Below are 20,927 nucleotides of genomic sequence, written 5' to 3'. Positions count from 1 at the left end.
AGCCGAGACCGGTTGGCCCTCACCGGTCCACGACGACATCGCTCTCGCGGACGCGTTCGACGTTGAAGATCCGCCAGAGATCGTCTTCCGGCCGCAGTTCGTAGGATCGCGCCGTTCGATCGCCGTTCAGTTCGCGCTCGAACTCGAGGACGACGCGGTCGTGATCGTCGCGGACGCGGTCGATCTCGCCGGCGATCGAGAGGTCGCCGTGGGCGATCATCGCCAGTTCCTTCTGTGAGAACTCCGGCGCGAGGGTCCGGGAGTGATACAGTTCGTGGGCGCGGTCGCCCTCACCGGCGTCTAACAGTTCGAAAAACCGGCGGACGACGGCCTCCGGCGACCGACCGACCGCCTCTTCGTCGGCGTCGGTCGACTGTTCGTCGGTCCCCGCCCGGTCGTCGTCGACGCTCCGGAGGTGGCGGCGGTACTCGCCGAAGTCGATCGACCGCAGGCGCTGTCCCCGCACGCCGAACTCCTGCTCGAGCGCCCGGACGACGTGGCGCATCTCGATGCGGCGGCTGTCACCCGCAGCCAAGATCGCGGCCGTCTGGCCGATCTTCCTGATCTGGCCGCCGGTGAGATCGAGCGCCGAGAGGAACTCGTAGTCGAGGTCGCCCAGCGGCGCGTCGTCGGGGAAGACGCCCGCCCAGATCGCTTCGCGGACGGGTCCTTTCGGACGCGTAAACGTCACCGTGTGGTCGATCCGGCGCTCGAACGCGGAGTCGATATTCGACGCGTGATTGGTGGTCAATACGACGACGCCGTCGTAGCTCTCGATACGCTGGAGGAGGTAGTTGACCTCGACGTTAGCGTAGCGGTCGGTCGCATCGGACACCTCCGCCCGGTCGCCGAAGATCGAGTCGGCCTCGTCGAACAGCAGGATCGCGTTGGAGTGAGCCGCGGCCTGGAAGATCCGTTCCAGATTCTCCTCGGTCTCGCCGATGTACTTCGAGACGACGCTCGAGAGGTCGATCTTGTAAAGCGCCATCCCGACGTCGTTGGCCAGCACCTCCGCGGCCATCGTCTTCCCCGTCCCGGACGTGCCCTTGAAGAGGGCGACGACGCCGGTCCCGCGGGCGAACTCCTCGGCGAACCCCCACTCGCTGTAGACGCGGGCCCGGTTCGCGATGTGGTCGCGGATCAATCGGAGTTCGCGGTCGGTCTTCTCGCGGAGCTGGATGTCGTCCCAGTCGCTTGCGGGTTCGATCCGCTGGGCGAGATCACCGAGGCCGTCGGCCGACTGGGCGCGACAGCCTTCGTAGATGTCCTCGGCCGTGAGGTCGTCGCCACCGGCCAGCGACCGTGCCGTCGACAGCGCCGCCTCGAGTTGCCCCCGCGTGAGTTCGAAGGTCCCCGCGAGCACCGCCGGCTCGAGATCCGCGGGGAGGGCGTCCGCTCGCGCTTCCCAGAACGCCTGGCGCGTCTCGACGGAGGGCCGGGGAAACTCGATGATGGCGTCGATACCGACGGTCGTTCCCGTCGGCCGCCACGCTTCGGTTCCGGTGACGAACAGCTCACACTGGAGGTCGGCAAACCGGTCGAACACCTCCTCGAGCGTGCGGTCGCTCCCGCGCTCGCGGAGCACGTCGGCGTCGGTGAGGTGGACCGGACAGTCCTGTAAAAGCGCCTCCCGGTGGAGTCGTTCGAGGGCGTCCGCCTCGAGCACGGCCGGTAGCGAGGCGCGGAGCAATCGGTCGTCCGCCAGCGCGCCGATCGCCGCCTCGCGTTCGTCGTCGTCCGGCCCGTGGAAGTAGTAGCGGCCGCTCGAGTCGGCGTCGACGCGCTCGAGTCGGTCTCGGAGGGCCGGCTCGAGTTGGAGGTCCTCGAGCGTCCGATCGGGGGTCGGGAGGGTGGCCACGTGCTCGAGCGCGGGGTCGAGGTCGACGTGCCCCTCGAGATACGAGACGAGTCGCTGATCGACGGTCACGAGGCGATGCTGGTGGGAGCGACTGGAACCGACGGGATCAGAGAGGCTCACCAGATCGTGTTGGCGCAGTGGCGAGCCGGGACCGACGAGTGCGGTAGCGGCGAGTTGCTGGTCATCGCTGCGAGAGAAGAGATCACCGATCATACCGACCGTCGGATGCGTTATCGCATCGCCGTACAGTTTTCCGAAGACATCCTGATAGTTAGCATCGATTTCGGGCGCGAGTGCGAGAAGGAACACATCGAGATGTGCACGCGAGAGGTCGAATCGGTCGGCCAGAACTTGCAGTCGAAGCGAAACATCTGCAGGCGTGTCCCGGCAGCGTTGGTCGATTTGCGCTGCGCGGTCGGCGATGTGCTGGGCTGTGTCGTCCGGCAATCGGGGTGTCAGTGTTGTCGGATCGTGTGTCTCCTCGACCTCTGTCCCGGCAGCCGAATCGATTTTCGAGGACATCCCCTCGGTAGTCGCGGTGTACGTCTCGAGGAGTGCTTCGATTCGCTCGAGTTCGTCCAGAAGGTGGAGTCGTGTATTTTCATACGACATTCATCGAGTACCACAGCAAATGCTCCGTCAGGAGATAAAATTTACCTGCCTTTTAAATGGCAAATATTATTACGATGGGGCTGAAATGACGGATATAATATAGCGATGGGACAGTCGTACTCCTCGCGGGTGGGACGATCCGACGACGAGGCTGAGTCGAACTCGTCCTCACACGTACGTCAGGATGTAGAAACGAAATCGCTGGGTCCCGCGGATGCATCGGTTCAGCGACTGAGCGGCGATGAGACAACAGCTTCGGAACCGGTCCGGTCTCCGAGATCGATGGGAGCACTTGGCTCGTCTCCCGAACTCGTCCAACACGCGGAGGCAGTGTCCGAGTCAGCGGACGAGACCAGTACTCCGAAGGCGATCGGCTCACTGGGGTCGTCGACGGACCTGCTCCAGCGAGTGACCGACCAGGCCGGCCCGTCCGCCCAGTCGAAAAACAGCAGTCCGAAGTCCGACGAGCGCTGGGTTGCCGGTCACGGCGGGCCGACATCACTGCAGCGCAGTACTGCGACTGCCCAAGATACGGGTCCAGCCGGTGAGACGCAGGTTCCCGATGCCGTCCGAGACGTGATCTCCTCACCCGGTCGCTCGTTGGATACGTCTATTCAGCGGGCAGTCGAAGATCGGATGGGTGATTCACTCGGTGACGTTCGAATCCACACTGGCCCGAAAGCCGCCCAGGCGTGTGACCAGATCAATGCACGGGCGTTCACCGTCGGGAATCACGTCGCGTTTAATGCCGGCGAGTACGATCCGTCGTCGCCGGAAGGCCAACACGTGCTCGCTCACGAACTCGCACACGTCCGCCAGCAGACCGGCGGTGCGGTGTCGATGCTTCCCCAAGAGAATCTCGGCCTCGAGATCGACCCTGATCCGCAGTTAGAGCGGAAAGCCGAGGAGACTGCCCAGCGGGTGATGGAAGGGGGTGAACTTGGGATTCAGTGCTTGGGGCAGACGGAAGTCCACGTGCAGCGATCAGAGAAAGGACAGGGATGGTTGTCGTCGGTGAAGGACACGTTATACAGTGATGGCGACGAATCTAAATTATCGCTGACAGACCTCAGTGACACGTCCAGTATTGAGGAGCGTCTCTCTGCGCTCGCGGAGAATCAGAAACAACTCCAGGCCAAAGTCAACTCTTTGTCCACGAAACACGAGGCGACCATCTTCGAAAAGGTAGCTGACGCCGGGACCAGCGAAGCGCTCAAGATCGGGATGACCGAAGCCGGTAAAAAGTCTGGACTTCCCTTCGGCGAATTCCTCGGATCGCTGTCCGGTGCTGCGCTTCAGGCGATCTACAACAATCGCGAGAAGGTGCTTGGCATTCTCGGGCTCAAATCTGAATCAGTAGCTGATCAAGGGAAGAGTATGGGTGGCAAAAACCCTGGGAGGTAACTAATAATGATGGCTAAATTTGAAGATGATGAGGAAGTTAATGATGGATATACTATTGTATTTGTGAACGATAATAAAAATAAAGAACATGAAATAACATTTGAAAATTTATCTGGTGAAGTTGTCTATCATGGATCTCCAGCTTATCCGGATAATCCAAACAAGCGAACGGGCGAGGAAAACGAGATGGTTGATCAAGCGCAGGAGTACGCCAAGTGGTACGTTGCTCGGAAGACCGAATATGATACTGTCCCGTGGTATCTGCGGAGTGACCAGATCAAGCAGGTCAAAGACGTAGTCGAGAATCTCTCCGACGACGACCTGAAGCGCTACTTCCATCACTACTATCAGCAACTGGCCGGGGCGTATGACGATTCCATCGAACAACCAAACCCGGATCCCGTTCCTGCAGGTGCGGCAATGAACGAGTATCGTGAGCACAAACTCGACGTTTACCTTACCGAGGATGGGAGCACTGTCGACGCTACCTCCGGCGTCCACGTAATGTACTACGCCGACATTAACGATGATCGTATCATTCGTAGCGACGACCCCTATCCGGACCGCAAACCCGATACGCGTCTCGAGCACGTTGTCATCGACATTAACAGGGATCAGTTCCGGGAGTTTCTGATCTATCACCTTCGATGCCAAATTCGGGATAGCTACCTCGCTCGCGGTGAAGAACCACCCGAAGAATATCGCGTTCTCGGTCCGGGAACCGACCACATGATGGTTCGGTGTATGAACCGCGATTCCGTCCCAGATTACCACAACTATAATGCCAGTATCAAGGGCTATCGAGCGGAGGATACGTTCAATGCTGGTGTCTTCGGCCAAATTTTGGGTCTCTTCTAACTTGAACTAGCTACTCTCACACAGATGGTGATACTGCCACAGAACAATTCCGCCCTCGAGATCGACCCTGATCCGCAGTTAGAGCGGGAGGCCGAGGAAACTGCTCAGCAAGTAATGCAGGGTGGCGAGTTGGGAGTTCAACGGATGAGTACAACGGACGTTCATGTCCAGCGGTTGGGGCTGGGCTCGTTGTTCGGTAGTAGTGGGTCCCAGTCTTCGAGTGGCGGCGATAACGGCGGTGCTGAGTTGAATTTTAGAGGGTTCAATGATGGAAATCTCGGGGAGACGATCGCGACGCTGATTCAGAATCAACAGCGGATCATCGAACACATTGGCGGACAGATGGCCGAGGGCGGTCAGTCAGGGGTAGCCGAGGCGGGTGCCCAGGAAGCGTTGAAAATCACCGCTGCGGCAACAGCTACTGAGGCCATGCCGGAGAGCCCAAGTGACGCGATGGAGGCGGTACCGACAACTCTTCAGGAGGCCGAATCGCTCATCGCGGACATTGCGGGCGGCAGTGCGGACCTGATAATCAATGCGGTCAAAACGATGGGCGACCCTCAGCAACTCCAGAGCGTGGCTGGCGAGATTCTCGCGCAGGGCGGGGGTGAAACCCTTCAGTTCATGTGGACGAACGCGCCGAAGGTCGCCGCTGCTGTCACCCTCGCCTATGCGGTCGAGAAAACCGGTGGCGGTCTCATCAAGTACCTCAAACAGAGTGGATCGGACATTGCATCCAAGGTCAAATCCGCCCTTGGTTCGAGCGAGAAAAATAGTAGAACGGAAGGAAAGACTGGATCGAACAACGATTCTACTGGGGTGAGGACGTAATGGAGGCTGAGATAATCGGAGAAAATGAAGATGGAATCGGTGTTGATGTCATAGATAATACTGGTATTACCCACGAAATATCAATTGAAAAGGGGGGATGGGACATAGTTTACCATCAACAAGACGGCTACCCGGACGACCCACCAAAACGGACAAATCGAGAAGACGAGATGGTCGCACAGGCTCGAGAGTACGCCAAGTGGCACGTCTACCGCGAGCGTGAGTACGACACGCTCCCGCCGCGGCGAAATCCCGACCGCATCGCCGCGACGCTAGCGACCGTCCGTGAGATGGACGACGCGGAGTTCGAGCGTCACTTCGGCACACTCGTCCAGCAATTCAGCAGCTACGGCGACGACACGGTCGATCGTCCGATCGAACTCGAGGAGGCCGTTCCACACAACCAGACGGTAATCTACAAGCAGGATGTCTATCTCGATGCGACGATCGAAGACGTTCGCGGGTATCACGAGGAGTTCGCCAACGGTGCTGAGTCCTTCGCGACGGCGGTCGTCGGCAGATTGCAGGAAGCGGGCGTGTTCGGAACGCTTGGTGATCGGCTTGGCGGATTCCTCGAAAGCGACGGGAGTGCCGACGCGGATAGCCAGTCGGTGGAGTTTTCATCTCCCGAGTACTTCCGCCAGTTCGGACCTGATCACATCTCCGAACCGTACTACATGTACCATCGGGGTGACCAGCCCGACCGAACGGTTGGACGAGTCGCGAATCTCGATCGCGAACCCGATACTGTAATCGAGATGATCCCGACAGCCGTGATCGATTCGCTCGAGATATTCCGGGCGTTCCTCGTCCATCATCTACTCTGTCAAATCCGAGACACCTACATCGGGATGGGAGTGGAACCGCCGGTCCCATTCCGGATGCTCGGTACCGGTATTCACAAGTATACGCTCAAATACAAGCACTTCGAGATGTACCCAGAATACTTCGACACGGAAGCTGATATCGACGGCTACGTCTACTACTGACTTCGAAATCGATGGGCACAATGAACTCGTCGGCGGAGCTGCTCCAGCGAGTGAGGGAGGGATCCGGACCGGTTTCCGGTCCGATGATCGGCGATCGCCCTCTCAGTGAACGCCGGGAAGCCGGGCGAAGTTCCCTGAAATCACTCCAGCGGAGTACAACGGCCGGCCGGGACGCGAGTCCAGCCGGGAACACGCAGGTCCCTGACTCCGTCCGAGACGTGATCTCCTCGCGCGGGCGTTCACTGGATACGTCCATCCAGCGGGCGGTCGAAGATCGGATGGGCGATTCACTCGGTGACGTACGGATTCACACCGGCCCGAAAGCCGCTCAGGCGTGTGACCAGATCAACGCGCGGGCGTTCACGGTCGGGAACCACGTCGCGTTCAATGCCGGCGAGTACGACCCGTCGTCGACGGAAGGCCAACACGTGCTCGCTCACGAACTCGCACACGTCCGCCAGCAGACCGGCGGCGCGGTGTCGATGCTTCCCCAAGATGATCTCGGCCTCGAGATCGACCCGGACCCGCAGTTAGAGCGGGAAGCCGAGGAGACCGCCCAGCGGGTGATGGAAGGGGGTGAACTTGGGATTCAGTGCTTGGGGCAGACGGAAGTCCACGTGCAGCGATCAGAGAAAGGACAGGGATGGTTGTCGTCGGTGAAGGACACGTTATACAGCGATGGCGACGAATCTAAATTATCGCTGACAGACCTCAGTGACACGTCCAGTATTGAGGAGCGTCTCTCTGCGCTCGCGGAGAATCAGAAACAACTCCAGGCCAAAGTCAACTCCTTGTCCACGAAACACGAGGCGACCATCTTCGAGAAGGTAGCTGACGCCGGGACCAGCGAAGCGCTCAAGATCGGGATGACCGAAGCCGGTAAAAAGTCTGGACTTCCCTTCGGCGAATTCCTCGGATCGCTGTCCGGTGCTGCACTCCAAGCGATCTACAACAATCGCGAAAAAGTGCTCGAACTTCTCGGGCTCAAATCCGAGGCAAAAAGCGAGATAAAAGACGATACTGGATCGGGTAGTGATCCGACTGGATTGAGAGAATAATGAAGGGTGAGATTATCGGCGAAAATGAAGACGGGATTGGAGTCGATATCAATGATAATACTGGCGTAATTCACAAAATTACGATTGAAAAAGGAAGTTGGGAAATAGTATATCACGAACAAGACGGCTATCCAGATAACGCAGAAAAGCGATCGAGCAACGGCAACGAGATGGTTCGGCAGGCTCGAGACTATGCCAAGTGGTACGTGGCCCAAGAGACCGATCACGACACGGTGCCGTGGTATCTCGACACGGCGAGCCTGAAAGCAATTCGAAACGCAGTCGGGAGTTGTTCGGACGATGCCTTCGAACAGCATTTCGGTGAGTATTATCGCCAGCTCGCTGGTGCGTACAACGACGATATCACTCAACCGCATCCGGATCCGGTTCCTGCCGGGGCAGCGATGAACGAGTACCGCGAGCACAAACTCGACATCTACCTCACTGAAGACCGCGGTGAAATCGATGTGACTTCCGGTGTCCACGTAATGTACTATGCCGGCGTCAACGACGAGCGACTCGTCCGGAGCGACGATCCGTATCCAGCCCGTGAGCCCGACGGGCGCCTCGAGCACGTGGTCATTGATATCGACCGGGATCAGTTCGAGACGTTCCTCGATTACCATCTCCGGTGTCAGATCCGCGATTCATATCTCGCTCGTGGGGAGGAGCCACCCGAGCAGTATCGGGTTCTCGGCCCCGGAACTGATTACATGATGGGGCGGTGTATGACCCGCGATTGTGTTCCGGAGTATCATAATTACAACGCTACTATCGAGGGGTATCGCGCCGAAGACACGTTCAACGCTGGTGTCTTCGGCCAGCTACTGAGTCTCTTTTAACTTGAACAGACTCACACGATCGATCCCACATCACTGGTAATGAGTATCGCTCCAACGAACGCTCGAGCAGTCTCCTCCGGGTCCACGTCGCGTTCAACCCCGGTAAGTCGGTCCGTCTGTTCGAGGCAGCGCGTCTATGAGGCCGTCTCGAGTGCGTCCGTCACCCAGACGCGGTTCGGATCGGCGGTCTCGTCCATCCACTCGACCAGTCGGTTCCGCATGTTTCGCCGCACGTCGACGTATGCAGGGTGGTCGATCAGGTTTTGTAGTTCCGCCGGGTCGGCTTCGAGGTCGTACAGTTCGTCGATATCGGGGCCGTTGTAGACGTACTTGTAGCGGTCAGTGCGGACCATCCGCTGGCTGTAGAGGCCGAACTCGTCGCCGTGATACTGGGCGAACGTCGAGTCACGCCAGTCGTCGCTTTCGGGCGGTTCGCCGCTGTTCTCGAGCACCGGAACGAGGCTCCGGGAGTCGAAACTGTCGGGGGCCGGCACGTCCGCTAGTTCGAGGAAGGTCGCCGCGAGGTCGTGGAGGTGGACCGGGAGGGAACAGGTTGCGCCGCCGTCGGTGACTCCCGGCCAGCGAATCTGTAGCGGAATCCGGTAGGTGTCGTCGTACATCAGGGGCCCCTTGTTGAACTGGCGGTGGCTGCCGGCGAAATCGCCGTGATCGGAGGCGTGGACCACGACCGTTTCCCCGGCGAGTCCCCGTTCGTCGAGGGTCTCGAGGATTCGTTCGAGTTGGTGGTCGATCAGCGTGACGAACCCCCAGTACTTCGCGATCGCTTCGGCCCACGTGTCCCAGTCGAAGTCGGTCACGCCGCGATAGGCGAGGTAGTTCTCGTGGACCTGTGGTTTCCCGTCGTAGGTCTCCGCGTAGCTCGCGGGCGGGTCGATCTCATCGGGATCGTACAGCGACGCGTACGGGTCCGGGACGACGTAGGGGTGGTGCGGGCCGTAGAAGTCCGTCCGGTGGAAGAACGGGCCGTCTTTGTCGCCGTCGGCGTGGGCCTCGATAGCGTCGATCGTCCGCTCCGTGAGAAAGTAGGCTCGCGTGTCCTCAACGTCGACTGCTGTCTTCGCGGCGACGAGCGTCCCGTCGGAGCCGTCTCTCGGATCGTCGCCCGTGTATAGCGCCGCCTCGAGTTCGGCCTCGTCGACGGGGACGCCACACTCTTCGCGGTACTCGCGGAACGCCGCGTCGATGTCGTCGTGGTGGTCGTCGCTGCCGCCCAGATACGAGAAGCCGAAGTCGGCGGGGGTCTGATCGCGGCCGGCGTGCCACTTCCCCGTATAGGTGAGGTCGTAGCCCGCCGCGACGAGTTCCTCCGAGAACGTCGGGAGGTCCGCGGGCAGGTTCGGCTGGATGGCGTCCGGCTCGTGGCAATTGTTCAACATGCCGTGGCCGTGGGGGAACTGCCCGGTCAGCAGCGAGGCGCGGGCGCTCGAGCAGATACTGATCGGCGTGAACGCTCGATCGAACCGGGTCCCGTCGCTCGAGAGCGAGTCGATCGCCGGGGTCTCGACCGGCGGTCCCGCGGGTGCGCTACAGTCGTATCGCTCCTGATCGGTGAGGACGAGGAGGACGTTCGGACGGGTGTCGGCGTCGGCCATCGGGCGAGGTACATCGTCGCCGTAGTTAATGGTGGGACCTGCGGAGGGGATTCAGTGGACCGGCTCGTAAGTCACCCCACTGTGAACCCCATCGTTCATTAGAGCGCCGTTCGAGGGACGACGCGTGCCGAGCGCGTACTGCGGTGAGTGCGAGTGGCAGTGCCGGACCGACGGGACCGAGACGAGCGAACTCAGCCCGGCGATGATCGACCACTTCGTCGAGACCGGTCACTCGCCGGTCGAGCGGTCCGACGCGGGCGAGCGCCTCGCGGACCGCGGTGACGAGCGGGCGTCGGACGAGCGGACGGAACGACCCTCGGCGTCGGAGTCGAATCCCGGCCTCGAGTGACTCAGTCGAAGTCCTCGAACGTCGGCCGCTCGAGATCGCCCGGGAACTCGTCGACTGGGAGTTGCGTCTGGTCGCCCGATGCCATGTCCTTGATCGTTACCTCGTCGTTCGCGAGGTCCTGCTCGCCGACGATGACGACGGTCTCGGCGTTGATCGAGTCGGCGTAATCGAGCTGTGCACCGAACGACCGACCGGCGATGTCGGTCTCGACGACGTGGCCCCGGTCGCGGAGTTCGTGAACGATCCGGGCCGCCTCCGAGCGCGTGTCCCCGATCTGGAGGACGTAGTAATCGGTCGTCACCGACTCCGCGGGCCAGACGCCCGCTCGCTGGCAGAGCAGCGACAGCGTCGCGTGCCCCGGTGCGACGCCGACTGCGGGCGTCGGCTGCCCGCCGAAGCTCTCGATCAGGTCGTCGTAGCGGCCGCCCCCGAAGATCGACCGCGAGACCTCGCCCGCCGAGTCGAAACACTCGAAGACGACGCCGGTGTAGTAGTCCAGCCCACGGGCCGTCTCGAGCGAGATCGTACAGTACTCTCGAGCACCGAAGTCCGCGGCCGCATCAAGGACGTTCCGTAGATTCTCGACCGCTGCCGTCACGCGCTCGGTGTTCGCGAACGCCTCGACTTCGTCGAGGTCCCCGCCCGCGATGAGATCGCCGAACTCGGCGGCCTGCTCGGCGGTCAGTCCGGCGTCGATCAGCAGATCGTGGTACTCCGCTCGCGAGAGCTTGTCCGATTTGTCGACCGCGCGGATCGCCGCCTCCGTGTCGACCTCGGTCTCGTAGCTCTCGAGGACGCCCCCGAGGATGTCCCGGTGGGAGATCCGGAACTCGAAGTGGTCGCCGGTGAGTCCCAGTCCGGTCAGGGCGTCGGCGGCCCACGCGAGGATTTCGGCGTCGGCCTCGGGCTCGGCAGAGCCGAAGATGTCGACGTTGGTCTGATAGAACTCGCGGTAGCGACCCTGCTGGACCTGCTCGTAGCGCCAGAACGGGCGCGTCGAGACCCACTTGATCGGCTTCGACAGCTCCTGTTGTTTCGCGACGACCATCCGGGCGACGGTCGGGGTGAGTTCCGGCGTCAACGTGACGTGGCGGCCGCTCTGGTCCTCGAACGCGTAGAGTTCGTCGACGATGTCGTCGCCGCTCTTGTCGGTCCACATCTCGGCGCGCTCCAGCGCCGGGGTCCCGATCTCGCGGAACCCGTACTCGCGGGCCGTGTCCTCCAACACGTCGATCGCCGCCCGCCTGGCGGACATCTCGCCGGGGTAGAAGTCACGAAAGCCCTTGATCCGGTCGTACATGGAAACCCGTTCGGGGACGGCGAACTTCTATCCTTTCGTTCGGGGGCGGTCGTCCGACCCCGGGTTCGCGGTAGGCCCCAATCCGCAATCGGGGTCGATGACACTGGTCTCGACCCGGACACGGGTTCCCGAGTCGCTACCGGACGTTGGTCACGTACGTCTGTTCGTGATCGGGGAAGTAGTCCGCGATCGCCGCCGGTCCGTCCTCGTCGGCGATGAGCGCGCGGAGTTCGGCCTCGTAATCCGCCCGCTCGATCTCCTCGCTCGGGCCGACGGTCACGTCCAGTCGCGCCTCGACCAGCCGATCCACGGCCGACCGACCGAACCCCGACAGCGGCGCGATGTAGTCGACATCGTGTCGGTCCTCGAGACTCTGTGCTTGTGCCCGCGAAACCGTCGGGACGCGGTCGTCGCGGCGGGTTCCGTCCGCGACGGCATCGAACTCCAGGGCCGCGAGTCGCTCGAGGGCGTGCTGGTGAACCAACTGAATGCCGTTGCGCGGATAGCCGTCCTCGCGAATCCGGTTGACGGCGTCGCGGGCGACCTCCGGGTCACACTCGAGCCGTTCGAACGCGAAGCCGGCGGCCGCGGCCGTCTCGCGGGCGTGTTGCCAGTCGTCGCTGACGCCGAAGTGGGCCGTCAGCAGCGTCACGTCGTAAAACTCCTCGAGCAAGAGTGCGGCCAGCGTCGAGTCCTTGCCGCCGCTGTAGAGCAGTCCGAGCTCCATTACCGGCGCTGAATGTCGAAGCTCTGCGAGTCGGGTTTCAGCTCCTTGAGGAGCTGTTTCATCTTGGCGTCGTCGATCTTGCCCTGAATGCGGCCGCTCCGGGCGAGGCTGACGACCTGGCGCTCGACTTGCTCGCCGAACTGGGGCTTGCTCATCTTGACCGTGTTGAGCCGCTTGCGGGCGTCGTCGGTCAGGTGCTGGCGCAACACGGCTTTCTTCTGGGCCTCGGCCTGCTGCTGGGCCGCTTCCTGGCCGCCCTCGCCCTGGGACTCGGCGCGGTCCTGTAGCTGCTCCATTTTCTTCTGTCGGAGCTCCTCGAGTTTTTCCTCGTCAGGTGAACCACTCATAGTTATACCGTACTTGTCCGGCATGCCGGAAAATGATTACGGACGACGGGAGCGATGGCTCTGGGCGGTGAACCCGACACGAAAACTGGAATCGTCGATTACGCGTATCGCTCGAGTTCCGGACGGTCGAGTTCGTCGAGCACCTGACCGGCGGTGTCGTCGAGCAGGCTCTGTCCCTCGGCGGTGATCCGACGACCCTCGCCCTCGGCGGTCTCGACGAGATCCTCGTCCTCGAGTTGCTGGAGGATGGTCCGGATCAGGTTCTTCGAGCCGTCCGCGCGTTTGTCGGGCGCGACCCGGTAGCGGTTGGAGCCGCCCTTCGCGCCGCCGTACTCCGTCGAGAGTCGCTCGACGCCGACGGGACCGCGGTCGGCGACCTTGCGCAGGAGACTCGCGGCGCGGGTCGCCCAGAAGTCGTCCTGTTCCGGGGGAAGTTCCTTGTCGACGCCGCTCTTGGCGAACGCGCCCCACTCCGGTTCCTCGAGTCGATCCGCGAGATCGTCGGCGAGCGCCTCGATGAGGTCGTCCGCCGGAACGTCGTACATCGTAGCCATTGGCGTGTGATTTCCGTCCGCGGCATTTAAGACCATCGTATCTGTGCAGCCGACGGCAGCCCGGTCCGTTTTTCGCCCTCGAGTCGAAACGGGAGGTATGGACGAACGCGCCGCCCTGCGGCTCCTTTCGGACGAACTCGCGGCGGCCGGCGACGACGCGGCGATCGTCGACGGGCTGGTCGTGACGACCGACATGCTCCACGACCGGACCGATTTCCCGGACGGAACGACCCGCTACACGGCCGGCTGGCGCGCCGTCGGCGCGTCCCTCTCCGACATCGCGGCGATGGGCGGATCGGCCACGGCCGCAGTCGCCGCCTACGCCGCGCCGACCTTCGACCGGGACGAACTGCTCACCTTCGTTCGCGGCGCGAGGGATGTCTGTGAGCACGTCGGTGCCGAGTACGTCGGCGGCGACCTCGACGGCCACGACGAGTTTACCGTGTCGACGACCGCGATCGGCCGCACTGCCGACCCCGTTCGCCGGAGCGGAGCCCGTCCCGGCGATGTCGTCTGCGTGACCGGGACGCTCGGCCGCAGCGGGGCCGCGCTCCGGTTGTTCGATCGGGGCCACATCGACCGGGCGAACGACCTCTTTCGGTTCACGCCCCGAATCGCGACGGGCCGGGCGCTCGCAGCCCACACGAACGCGATGATGGACTCGAGCGACGGACTCGCCCGCTCGCTCCACCAGCTCGCCGAGGCCAGCGACTGCGGCTTCGCGATCGACGCCGACCGGGTTCCGATCGCCGATGCCGTCCACGACGTCACCGACGGTGACGAGGACGCGCTCGAGGTCGCGACGACGTTCGGCGAGGACTTCGAACTCGTCGCGACGCTCCCCGAAGACGCGCTTCCGGCGGTCCGGGAGGCGGCCGATGTCCCGCTGTCAGTGGTCGGGTCGGTTCGCGATGCCGCCGACGGAATAACCATGGACGGCGAGGCGCTTGCGGATCGCGGTTACACGCACGGATAGTCCAGCCGCGGACCGACTCGAGTCGGGGATCGAGCACCGCTCAGTCGACGATCATGACCGGAACCGGCATGAAACAGAGCAGACCGACCCCGAACGTGAGGATCCCGAGGAGGAGTCGACCGGAGCCGAGCTGATCGTCCCGAATCGGGGTTGCCGCTCCCATCGACGCGAACAGGGTCGCCAACAGCCCCCAGAGGATCCAGACGAAGACGGTGTTGATGCTGTACTCCCGAAAATAGTAGAGGTAGCCGGCGAGGGCGAACAGCGCGCCCGGCACGAGCGCTGCGATGGTCTCCTGATAGTCGCCCACCATCGCCCGGAGGATGTGGCCGCCGTCGAGTTGCCCCACCGGAATCAGGTTGAGGAAAGTGACGAACATGCCGACCCAGGCCCCGATGACGACCGGGTTCACTCCCATCGTCGGATCGTTCCGGTACAGCGGTCGATCGAACCCTGCCGCGAGCAACTCGAGTAACGGCGGGTAGCCCAACTCGATCCGGATGGCGTCGGGATTCTGCACGACCGTCTCGGAGACGGCCACGGGCGGCAGGTGGAGCCCGATGACCGTTACGACGACCGTGGCCACGAGGCCGGCTAGTGGCCCGGCGACGCCGATATCGAACAGCGCCTTCCGGTCCGGCATTCGGCCTTTCATCTTGATCACGGCACCCATCGTCCCGATGAGCGTTGGGACCGGGATGAAGTAGGGTAACGAGGCGTCGACCTGGTGGTACCGACTCATGACGTAGTGGCCCATCTCGTGAACGCCGAGAACACCGAGAATCGCCGCAGTAAACGGCCACGCCCGCCAGATTGTAGCCGGGTCCGCGAACGGATCGAGCTGATACCAGAACGCGCCGGCGAACAGCGTCGAACACACCGTCGCGAGCAAGAGCACGAGGTTCGTCCACGGTATCCCGTCGATCCCGACGCTGGTCGGTTCGGCGACGAGCACGTACTCGCCGTGGCGCGTCTCGAGTTCGGCGTCGTAGCCGTGCTCGCGGAACGCCGCCCAGAGCTCTCGCATCACTCGTTCCGGGTGGGTCAACGGGTCGCCGTAGTACACCAGCCGCCCGTCTTCCCGCTGTACCTCGTAGACCGCAAACACCGACTCGATACGATCGATCGGCGGCCCGTCCTCGAGCGAGGGCCCGTCGCGGCCCGCCGTGCCGAATCCGGACCGATCGATGTCCTCCATCATCCGAGGTTCATCGTCGGCAGGTATAAATCGACTGCCGTCGGCAGGCCCGGCCGTTTCTCATCTGTCCGGCTGGACCGAACGGAAAAGGGGACGCGGTAGTATGGAGATATCTGCGGGCGTCGTGCCGACGACGTCGGTGTGCCGGCACGGGAGGCGGGGACCGTCGTCCGAGCGGTTCGGGAGACGTTCGCACGCAGGGAGGGCCGAACGCGCCGATCAGGCGGGTGCGACACGCCACGTGGTCGCGCTCGTGTACGACCACTTCTCGATCTCGAGGTCGTTGACCGAGTCCGAGAGTTTGACCATCATCGCGCCGATCTCCTTGGGGGACATCCCGACATCGTCCGCGATGAACTTGCCTTTGAAGTACATCTCACCGTCTTCGGCACGATCGCGCAGGTAGCGTTTCAGGCGGCGTTCCTTGCTTTCCGTGGAGGAGTGGGCTGTCGTGCTCATCGACAGCCATCCCTTGGTGGGGATATATGTTATAAAGGGTGGATGATTAGCGGCGTTTCGATTGTCTTCAGCGATCTGGGGGGTAAAAGACGTTTTATTCTCGATTAAGAGATTGTTTATCGATCTACGAGAGGGGCGGAGACATTTTAAAACCGGATCTAATACATTATAATCCGCATAATCGACTCGATTCGATTACGATCGTGTTTCCCAACCGTTTCGATGATCGCACGCCACTGCTGGCAGAACGTAACGATCAAGGTCGGTCGTGGACCCAGAACTCGTCCTCGACCGTTACCTCCTTTTTGAACAGTGGGACCTCGTCTTTCAGCCGGTTGATCCCGTCCTCGACGGTCCGAAACGCCTCCTCCCGGTGGCCCGCGAGCACGACGACGAAGACGATGTCCTCGCCGTCCTCGACGATCCCCGTCCGGTGGTAGAGTTCGACCTCGAATACCCCGTCCCGAGTCTCGAGATCGGTCTCGAGGGCCGCCATTCGCTCGTCGGCGACGCCCTCGTACTTCTCGAACTCGAGGTACTGGGTCGGAGCGTCGTCCGCGCTGTCCTTCGCGCGGACCCGGCCCGTGAACGTCGCGATCGCGCCCGCCCGGTCCGCCCGCGGCGATCGTTTGACGCGAGCGACCAGCGACGCGAGGCTCTGGTAGGGCTCGGCCGACTCGAGGGCCGGGACGAGGGCGTCGAGGTCGAGGTCGCCGGGGCCGTCGACGGCAGCGATGACCGTCTCCCCCGCCTCGCGTTCGGCAGCGGCGGCCGATCCCACTGCGATCGAGGGGTACTGCAGGGACGGGACGCCGACGACGACCGCGTACTCGCAGTCGGTCGCCAGGCTCTCGAGCGCGTCGCCGACGGACATCCCCGTCCCCGACGCGGTCCAGTCGCCGTCGACGCCGAGGTCGTAGGTGACGTCGCCCCCGAGCGTCGTCGATTCGCGCGCGCGTGTCCCGTCAGCGATCGTCGCATCGTATCTGACGACGCCGACGCGTCCCCGCTCGGCGAGCCGATCGACGACCCGGTCGACGACCGACTCGAGCGCGCCGTCGTCGGCTCCCGCCTCGCGAACGCCGAGTACGTGCATGTGCGAGCTATGGTCGGGTCGGACTTTGTAGCTGTCGCCGGGCAAGCACCGCGGTCGGCGACCGTGACCCGGAGTTTTGCAACTGGACGGCGAACGTCGCATATGCCCCTCCGCATCGGCTTCACGGGCGACGTGATGCTCGGGCGGCTCGTCGACGACCGCCAGCGCGACCGGCCGGTCGACGCCGTCTGGGGGACCGTCCTCGAGCGCCTTCGCGACCTCGACGGGCTCGTGATCAACCTCGAGTGCGTGCTCTCGACCCGTGGACGGCAGTGGCAACGGACGCACCGGCCGTTTCACTTCCGGGCCGATCCCGACTGGGCGATCCCCGCCCTTGAGCGCGCCGGCGTCGATATCTGTGCGCTGGCGAACAACCACGTGCTCGACTACGAGGAAGTGGCGTTACGGGACACGATCGACGCGCTCGACGACGCCGGGATCGCCCACACGGGTGCGGGAGCGACGATCGACGAGGCGCTCGCACCGGCGGTGCGGACGATCAGCGAAGCGGACGCGGCCGGTGATCCCTCGGTCCCGGCGTCGGACGCGGCACCGGCGACGGGAGACGAGGGTCTCGACATCGCGCTCGTTTCGCTGACGGACAACACGCCGGAGTACGCGGCCGCCGACGATTCGCCGGGGACGGCCCGAATCGAAATCGATACCGATGACTCGGCAACGCGACGGCGCGTTCGCGAGGCGCTCGAGCGCGCCCGAGAGACGAACCCGGACCTGCTGGTCGCCTCGCTACACTGGGGGCCGAACATGGTCACCGAGCCGCCGGAATCGTTCCGGGATTTCGGCCGCTGGTTGGTCGAGAACGGCGTCGACGTGATTCACGGCCACAGCGCCCACGTCGTTCAGGGGGTCGAAAATTACGACGGGAGTCCGATCATCTACGACGCGGGCGACTTCGTCGACGACTACCGGGTCGACAAGGAGGTGCACAACGATCGGAGCTTCCTGTTCGTCCTCACGGTGACACACGACGGCCGACCGGTCGAACTGCGATTGCAGCCGACCGAAATCGACGGCTGTGCGGTCCACGAGGCCGGCCCGGCGGCCGCCGCCTGGGTCCGCGAACGGATGCGAACGCTATCGGCACCGTTCGGGACCGAGTTCGACCGGGACGGCGATGCACTGGTCCTGCCGCTCGAGGAGTGAGATGGACTACGTGCCGAGCGACCGGCAACTCCACGAGCCGCCCGTCGGGTCGCCGCTACCGACTGACGGCGGTCGTCCGAGAGCGGCACCCGGTTTCGCTGGGACGGATGCCGAGCCGGTCGCGCTCGAGGGGTGTGTCACCACGCCGTCCGGGCAGTTGACAACCCTTAAGATAGCAACTCCGCTACACCGGGGTAGTATGAAAGTGGTCGTCTCTATCGGCGGAAGCGTTCTCGTGCCCGAACCCGGCGCGGACCGGGTGGCCGAGCACGCGGCCGTCATCGAAGACCTCATTTCCGAGGGGTGTCGGATCGGTGCCGTCGTCGGGGGCGGCGGCGTCGCCCGCGAGTACATCGGGGCCGCTCGAGACCTCGGGGCGAACGAGATCGAACTCGATCAGTTGGGTATCGATGTCACGCGACTCAACGCGCGGCTGCTCATCGCCGCACTGAGCGAGGAGTCCGTGACCGCGCCGGCGCTGGATTACGAGGAGGCCAGCGAGGCGCTTCGGCGGGACGACATCTGTATTATGGGCGGCGTCGCGCCGGCCCAGACGACCGACGCGGTCGGGGCCGCCCTCGCGGAGTACATCGACGCCGACCTGCTGATCTACGCGACGAGCGTTCCTGGCGTCTACAGCGCCGATCCGAACGAGGACGCCGACGCGACCAAACACGACCGCCTCTCCGCGACGGCCCTGGTCGACGCCATCGCCGGCCTCGAGATGAACGCCGGAGCTTCGGCACCCGTCGACCTGCTGGCGGCCAAGATCATCGAACGCTCCGGGATGCGGACGATCGTACTCGACGGCACCGATCCCGACCGGATCGCCCGCGCCGTTCGCCACGGTGATCACGAGGGAACGGACATCGTTCCGGAGGGTGCCGGCGCGGAACCGACCTACTGGGCGAGCGACGAACGATGAGTGGCGACGGCGACGCCGACGCGGAAACGGAACCCGTCACGGAATCGGAGGCGATCAGCCCGTACACCCTCCAGCGCGAGGAAGCGAGCGAAACGCGACACGCGTTCTGGGCGGATACCGTCGCGGACCGGATCGCAAACCGAGAGCCGGACGAGCCGATCGTCGTCAAGGGCGGTATCTCGCCGTCGGGCGTTCCCCATCTGGGCAACGTCAACGAGATCATGCGCGGCTACTTCGTCGCCGAAGTGCTTCGGGATCGGGACTACGAGGTCCGGCAGGTCTTCACCGCCGACGACCGCGACCCCCTCCGGAAGCTCCCGCGAACCCTCTGTGACCTCGAGGGGAACCTGGTCGACCTCGGCGAGGTCGACGCCGGCGCGCTCGGTCGCAACCTCGGCGCGCCCTACACCGACATCCCGGACCCGTTCGGTTGCTGTGAGTCCTACGGCGACCACTTCTCGACGATCATTCAGGACAGCGCCGACGCGATCGGCGCGCCGATCGAGCTCGTCTCGAACACGGACCTGTACGAGTCCGGCGAATTCGAGGCCGTGACCCGCTTCGTCCTCGAGCATCGGGATCGCGCACGCGACGTTCTCTCGCAGTACCAGGACAAGGTCGATGCGAACGCCGACTACGTCCCGTTCAATCCGATCTGCGAGGAGTGTGGCAAGCTCACCGAGACGGTGACGAGCGTCGATCTCGATGCGGGAGAAGCCGGCACCGTCGACTACCGCTGTACCGACATGGACGCCGGCGATCGGACCATCGATGGCTGTGGCCACGAGGGCACCGCCACGCTGCGCGAGGGGAAACTCCCCTGGCGCTTCGAGTGGCCCGCCCAGTGGCAGCTGCTGGGCGTCGATTTCGAACCCTTCGGAAAGGACCACGCCGAGGGTTCGTGGCCCAGCGGCCAGGACGTCGCGCGAAACGTCCTCGAGATCGAGCCGCCGGTGCCGATGGTCTACGAGTGGTTCACCCTCGACGGCGAGCCCTTCTCCTCTTCCGAAGGGAACGTCATCCTCGTCTCGGACGTGCTCGAGTTGCTCGAGCCCGACGTGCTGCGCTACTTCTTCGCGAAGGACCCAGCGAAGGCCCGGGACTTCAGCATCGAGCGCCTCGACCAGCTGGTCGACGAGTTCGACCGGCTCGAGGCGACCTACTTCGGCGAGATCGATGCCAGCGAGGACGAACAGGCCTTCGCCGATCGCGTCTACCCCTTCGTGGTCGAGGAGCCACGCGAAAAGCGGATTCGGCTTCCCTATACCTTCGCCGCGGTACTCGGGATGACCGACGATCCCGACCTGCGCGAGGAGATCGCGCGCCGCGAGGGCCACATCCCCGACGACGCGCCCGAGTGGGCCGTGGCGGGTGCGCTCGAGCGGGTCGAGCAGGCCCGCAACTGGGCGCGCCGGACGGGCAACGAGTTCGATTACGAACTCAAGCGAACCGAGATTCCGGCGCACGACTTCGACGCGGAGACCGAAGCCGCGCTCGCGGACCTAGCCGACTTCATCGAGGCGGGTCACGACCCCGAGGAGATCCAGGGCGAGATCTACGAGGCCGCGAAGCGCCACGACGTCGACACCGGCGACTTCTTCGCGGCGGGCTACCGGCTGTTCTTCGACGAGGAGCAGGGGCCGAAGCTCGGTCCGTTCCTCGCGAAGGTCGATCGGGCGTTCGTCGTCGGACGACTGCGCCGGGAGCGGTGAGCGGACTCGAACGGCCGGCCGGATAGACAAAAGTCATTTGAGAACGCCGCCCGGA

General features: G+C 63.5%; 20 protein-coding genes. 11 read left to right on the top strand and 9 right to left on the bottom strand.

The window, feature by feature from the left end; translation table 11 throughout:
- Nucleotides 1-19: 19 nt before the first annotated feature.
- Complete coding sequence (locus ALTAJ2_RS04045) at nucleotides 20-2,470, bottom strand: ATP-binding protein (RefSeq protein WP_007110945.1); 2,451 nt, start codon at nucleotides 2,468-2,470, stop codon at nucleotides 20-22.
- Nucleotides 2,471-2,752: 282 nt separating this feature from the next.
- Between ALTAJ2_RS04045 and ALTAJ2_RS04040 the strand changes: the two genes are divergently transcribed.
- The 6 genes from ALTAJ2_RS04040 (at nucleotide 2,753) to ALTAJ2_RS04015 (ending at nucleotide 8,452) form a co-directional block, all read left to right on the top strand.
- Complete coding sequence (locus tag ALTAJ2_RS04040) at nucleotides 2,753-3,874, top strand: eCIS core domain-containing protein (RefSeq protein ID WP_239647692.1); 1,122 nt, start codon at nucleotides 2,753-2,755, stop codon at nucleotides 3,872-3,874.
- A gap of 6 nt (nucleotides 3,875-3,880) precedes the next feature.
- Nucleotides 3,881-4,732 carry a hypothetical protein gene (locus ALTAJ2_RS04035; RefSeq protein ID WP_239647691.1) on the top strand — a complete coding sequence of 284 codons (852 nt, stop codon included), beginning with the start codon at nucleotides 3,881-3,883 and terminating at the stop codon, nucleotides 4,730-4,732.
- A gap of 24 nt (nucleotides 4,733-4,756) precedes the next feature.
- On the top strand, nucleotides 4,757-5,563 hold the full coding sequence (locus ALTAJ2_RS04030) for a hypothetical protein (RefSeq protein ID WP_007110941.1): 807 nt from the start codon (nucleotides 4,757-4,759) through the stop codon (nucleotides 5,561-5,563).
- 170 nt (nucleotides 5,564-5,733) lie between these two features.
- Nucleotides 5,734-6,552: a hypothetical protein gene (locus ALTAJ2_RS04025; RefSeq protein WP_007110940.1), complete on the top strand. Its 819-nt coding sequence runs from the start codon at nucleotides 5,734-5,736 to the stop codon at nucleotides 6,550-6,552.
- Between the two features lie 83 nt (nucleotides 6,553-6,635).
- The gene (locus ALTAJ2_RS18475) at nucleotides 6,636-7,610 is read left to right on the top strand and encodes an eCIS core domain-containing protein (RefSeq protein ID WP_081904728.1); all 975 of its coding nucleotides are present in this window, start codon (nucleotides 6,636-6,638) and stop codon (nucleotides 7,608-7,610) included.
- A 170-nt stretch (nucleotides 7,611-7,780) separates the two neighbouring features.
- Nucleotides 7,781-8,452, top strand: a complete 672-nt coding sequence (locus ALTAJ2_RS04015; RefSeq protein ID WP_007110937.1) for a hypothetical protein — start codon at nucleotides 7,781-7,783, stop codon at nucleotides 8,450-8,452.
- Nucleotides 8,453-8,586: 134 nt separating this feature from the next.
- Here the strand turns inward: ALTAJ2_RS04015 and ALTAJ2_RS04010 are convergent, their stop codons facing one another.
- Nucleotides 8,587-10,065: a sulfatase-like hydrolase/transferase gene (locus tag ALTAJ2_RS04010; protein ID WP_007110936.1), complete on the bottom strand. Its 1,479-nt coding sequence runs from the start codon at nucleotides 10,063-10,065 to the stop codon at nucleotides 8,587-8,589.
- A 124-nt stretch (nucleotides 10,066-10,189) separates the two neighbouring features.
- Between ALTAJ2_RS04010 and ALTAJ2_RS04005 the strand changes: the two genes are divergently transcribed.
- On the top strand, nucleotides 10,190-10,414 hold the full coding sequence (locus ALTAJ2_RS04005) for a hypothetical protein (RefSeq protein ID WP_007110935.1): 225 nt from the start codon (nucleotides 10,190-10,192) through the stop codon (nucleotides 10,412-10,414).
- A gap of 1 nt (nucleotide 10,415) precedes the next feature.
- Here ALTAJ2_RS04005 and hisS read toward each other — a convergent pair whose 3' ends face one another.
- From hisS to ALTAJ2_RS03985, 4 genes are all read right to left on the bottom strand, one after another.
- The gene (gene hisS / locus ALTAJ2_RS04000) at nucleotides 10,416-11,714 is read right to left on the bottom strand and encodes a histidine--tRNA ligase (RefSeq protein WP_007110934.1); all 1,299 of its coding nucleotides are present in this window, start codon (nucleotides 11,712-11,714) and stop codon (nucleotides 10,416-10,418) included.
- Between the two features lie 136 nt (nucleotides 11,715-11,850).
- On the bottom strand, nucleotides 11,851-12,441 hold the full coding sequence (locus ALTAJ2_RS03995) for a DUF7411 family protein (RefSeq protein ID WP_007110933.1): 591 nt from the start codon (nucleotides 12,439-12,441) through the stop codon (nucleotides 11,851-11,853).
- Nucleotides 12,441-12,788 carry a DNA-binding protein gene (locus ALTAJ2_RS03990; protein WP_006183712.1) on the bottom strand — a complete coding sequence of 116 codons (348 nt, stop codon included), beginning with the start codon at nucleotides 12,786-12,788 and terminating at the stop codon, nucleotides 12,441-12,443. The genes ALTAJ2_RS03995 and ALTAJ2_RS03990 overlap by 1 nt, the downstream gene beginning before the upstream one ends.
- A gap of 98 nt (nucleotides 12,789-12,886) precedes the next feature.
- Nucleotides 12,887-13,342: a 30S ribosomal protein S19e gene (locus ALTAJ2_RS03985; RefSeq protein ID WP_007110932.1), complete on the bottom strand. Its 456-nt coding sequence runs from the start codon at nucleotides 13,340-13,342 to the stop codon at nucleotides 12,887-12,889.
- A gap of 97 nt (nucleotides 13,343-13,439) precedes the next feature.
- Here ALTAJ2_RS03985 and thiL point away from each other — a divergent pair, with 97 nt between their 5' ends.
- Nucleotides 13,440-14,318, top strand: a complete 879-nt coding sequence (gene thiL, locus ALTAJ2_RS03980) for a thiamine-phosphate kinase (protein WP_007110931.1) — start codon at nucleotides 13,440-13,442, stop codon at nucleotides 14,316-14,318.
- A 40-nt stretch (nucleotides 14,319-14,358) separates the two neighbouring features.
- Here thiL and ALTAJ2_RS03975 read toward each other — a convergent pair whose 3' ends face one another.
- The 3 genes from ALTAJ2_RS03975 to ALTAJ2_RS03965 all read right to left on the bottom strand — a co-directional run bounded on the left by ALTAJ2_RS03975 (nucleotide 14,359) and on the right by ALTAJ2_RS03965 (nucleotide 17,071).
- Nucleotides 14,359-15,516, bottom strand: coding sequence for a site-2 protease family protein (locus ALTAJ2_RS03975; RefSeq protein ID WP_049901071.1), 1,158 nt, complete (start codon nucleotides 15,514-15,516; stop codon nucleotides 14,359-14,361).
- Nucleotides 15,517-15,735: 219 nt separating this feature from the next.
- Nucleotides 15,736-15,975, bottom strand: coding sequence for a DUF7123 family protein (locus ALTAJ2_RS03970; RefSeq protein WP_006183716.1), 240 nt, complete (start codon nucleotides 15,973-15,975; stop codon nucleotides 15,736-15,738).
- Nucleotides 15,976-16,231: 256 nt separating this feature from the next.
- The gene (locus tag ALTAJ2_RS03965) at nucleotides 16,232-17,071 is read right to left on the bottom strand and encodes a molybdopterin synthase (protein WP_007110929.1); all 840 of its coding nucleotides are present in this window, start codon (nucleotides 17,069-17,071) and stop codon (nucleotides 16,232-16,234) included.
- A 102-nt stretch (nucleotides 17,072-17,173) separates the two neighbouring features.
- Between ALTAJ2_RS03965 and ALTAJ2_RS03960 the strand changes: the two genes are divergently transcribed.
- From ALTAJ2_RS03960 to lysS, 3 genes are all read left to right on the top strand, one after another.
- Nucleotides 17,174-18,235 carry a CapA family protein gene (locus tag ALTAJ2_RS03960; RefSeq protein ID WP_007110928.1) on the top strand — a complete coding sequence of 354 codons (1,062 nt, stop codon included), beginning with the start codon at nucleotides 17,174-17,176 and terminating at the stop codon, nucleotides 18,233-18,235.
- A gap of 199 nt (nucleotides 18,236-18,434) precedes the next feature.
- Nucleotides 18,435-19,160, top strand: a complete 726-nt coding sequence (gene pyrH / locus ALTAJ2_RS03955; RefSeq protein ID WP_007110927.1) for a UMP kinase — start codon at nucleotides 18,435-18,437, stop codon at nucleotides 19,158-19,160.
- Nucleotides 19,157-20,872 (top strand): lysine--tRNA ligase, encoded by a 1,716-nt coding sequence (gene lysS, locus ALTAJ2_RS03950; protein ID WP_007110926.1) that lies wholly within the window; start codon nucleotides 19,157-19,159, stop codon nucleotides 20,870-20,872. The genes pyrH and lysS overlap by 4 nt, the downstream gene beginning before the upstream one ends.
- Nucleotides 20,873-20,927: the final 55 nt, after the last annotated feature.

This window comes from Natrinema altunense, assembly GCF_000731985.1.
GTDB lineage: Archaea > Halobacteriota > Halobacteria > Halobacteriales > Natrialbaceae > Natrinema > Natrinema altunense.
Note: the sequence above shows the minus strand (reverse complement) of the source record. Positions and strands in the feature narration are given on the sequence as shown.

Coding starts and splice junctions, on each gene's coding strand:
- ALTAJ2_RS04045 (WP_007110945.1), bottom strand. CDS start 2,470: ATGTCGTATGAAAATACACGACTCCACCTTCTGGACGAACTCGAGCGA.
- ALTAJ2_RS04040 (WP_239647692.1), top strand. CDS start 2,753: ATGGGAGCACTTGGCTCGTCTCCCGAACTCGTCCAACACGCGGAGGCA.
- ALTAJ2_RS04035 (WP_239647691.1), top strand. CDS start 3,881: ATGATGGCTAAATTTGAAGATGATGAGGAAGTTAATGATGGATATACT.
- ALTAJ2_RS04030 (WP_007110941.1), top strand. CDS start 4,757: ATGGTGATACTGCCACAGAACAATTCCGCCCTCGAGATCGACCCTGAT.
- ALTAJ2_RS04025 (WP_007110940.1), top strand. CDS start 5,734: ATGGTCGCACAGGCTCGAGAGTACGCCAAGTGGCACGTCTACCGCGAG.
- ALTAJ2_RS18475 (WP_081904728.1), top strand. CDS start 6,636: ATGATCGGCGATCGCCCTCTCAGTGAACGCCGGGAAGCCGGGCGAAGT.
- ALTAJ2_RS04015 (WP_007110937.1), top strand. CDS start 7,781: ATGGTTCGGCAGGCTCGAGACTATGCCAAGTGGTACGTGGCCCAAGAG.
- ALTAJ2_RS04010 (WP_007110936.1), bottom strand. CDS start 10,065: ATGGCCGACGCCGACACCCGTCCGAACGTCCTCCTCGTCCTCACCGAT.
- hisS (WP_007110934.1), bottom strand. CDS start 11,714: ATGTACGACCGGATCAAGGGCTTTCGTGACTTCTACCCCGGCGAGATG.
- ALTAJ2_RS03995 (WP_007110933.1), bottom strand. CDS start 12,441: ATGGAGCTCGGACTGCTCTACAGCGGCGGCAAGGACTCGACGCTGGCC.
- ALTAJ2_RS03990 (WP_006183712.1), bottom strand. CDS start 12,788: ATGAGTGGTTCACCTGACGAGGAAAAACTCGAGGAGCTCCGACAGAAG.
- ALTAJ2_RS03985 (WP_007110932.1), bottom strand. CDS start 13,342: ATGGCTACGATGTACGACGTTCCGGCGGACGACCTCATCGAGGCGCTC.
- thiL (WP_007110931.1), top strand. CDS start 13,440: ATGGACGAACGCGCCGCCCTGCGGCTCCTTTCGGACGAACTCGCGGCG.
- ALTAJ2_RS03975 (WP_049901071.1), bottom strand. CDS start 15,516: ATGGAGGACATCGATCGGTCCGGATTCGGCACGGCGGGCCGCGACGGG.
- ALTAJ2_RS03970 (WP_006183716.1), bottom strand. CDS start 15,975: ATGAGCACGACAGCCCACTCCTCCACGGAAAGCAAGGAACGCCGCCTG.
- ALTAJ2_RS03965 (WP_007110929.1), bottom strand. CDS start 17,071: ATGCACGTACTCGGCGTTCGCGAGGCGGGAGCCGACGACGGCGCGCTC.
- ALTAJ2_RS03960 (WP_007110928.1), top strand. CDS start 17,174: ATGCCCCTCCGCATCGGCTTCACGGGCGACGTGATGCTCGGGCGGCTC.
- pyrH (WP_007110927.1), top strand. CDS start 18,435: ATGAAAGTGGTCGTCTCTATCGGCGGAAGCGTTCTCGTGCCCGAACCC.
- lysS (WP_007110926.1), top strand. CDS start 19,157: ATGAGTGGCGACGGCGACGCCGACGCGGAAACGGAACCCGTCACGGAA.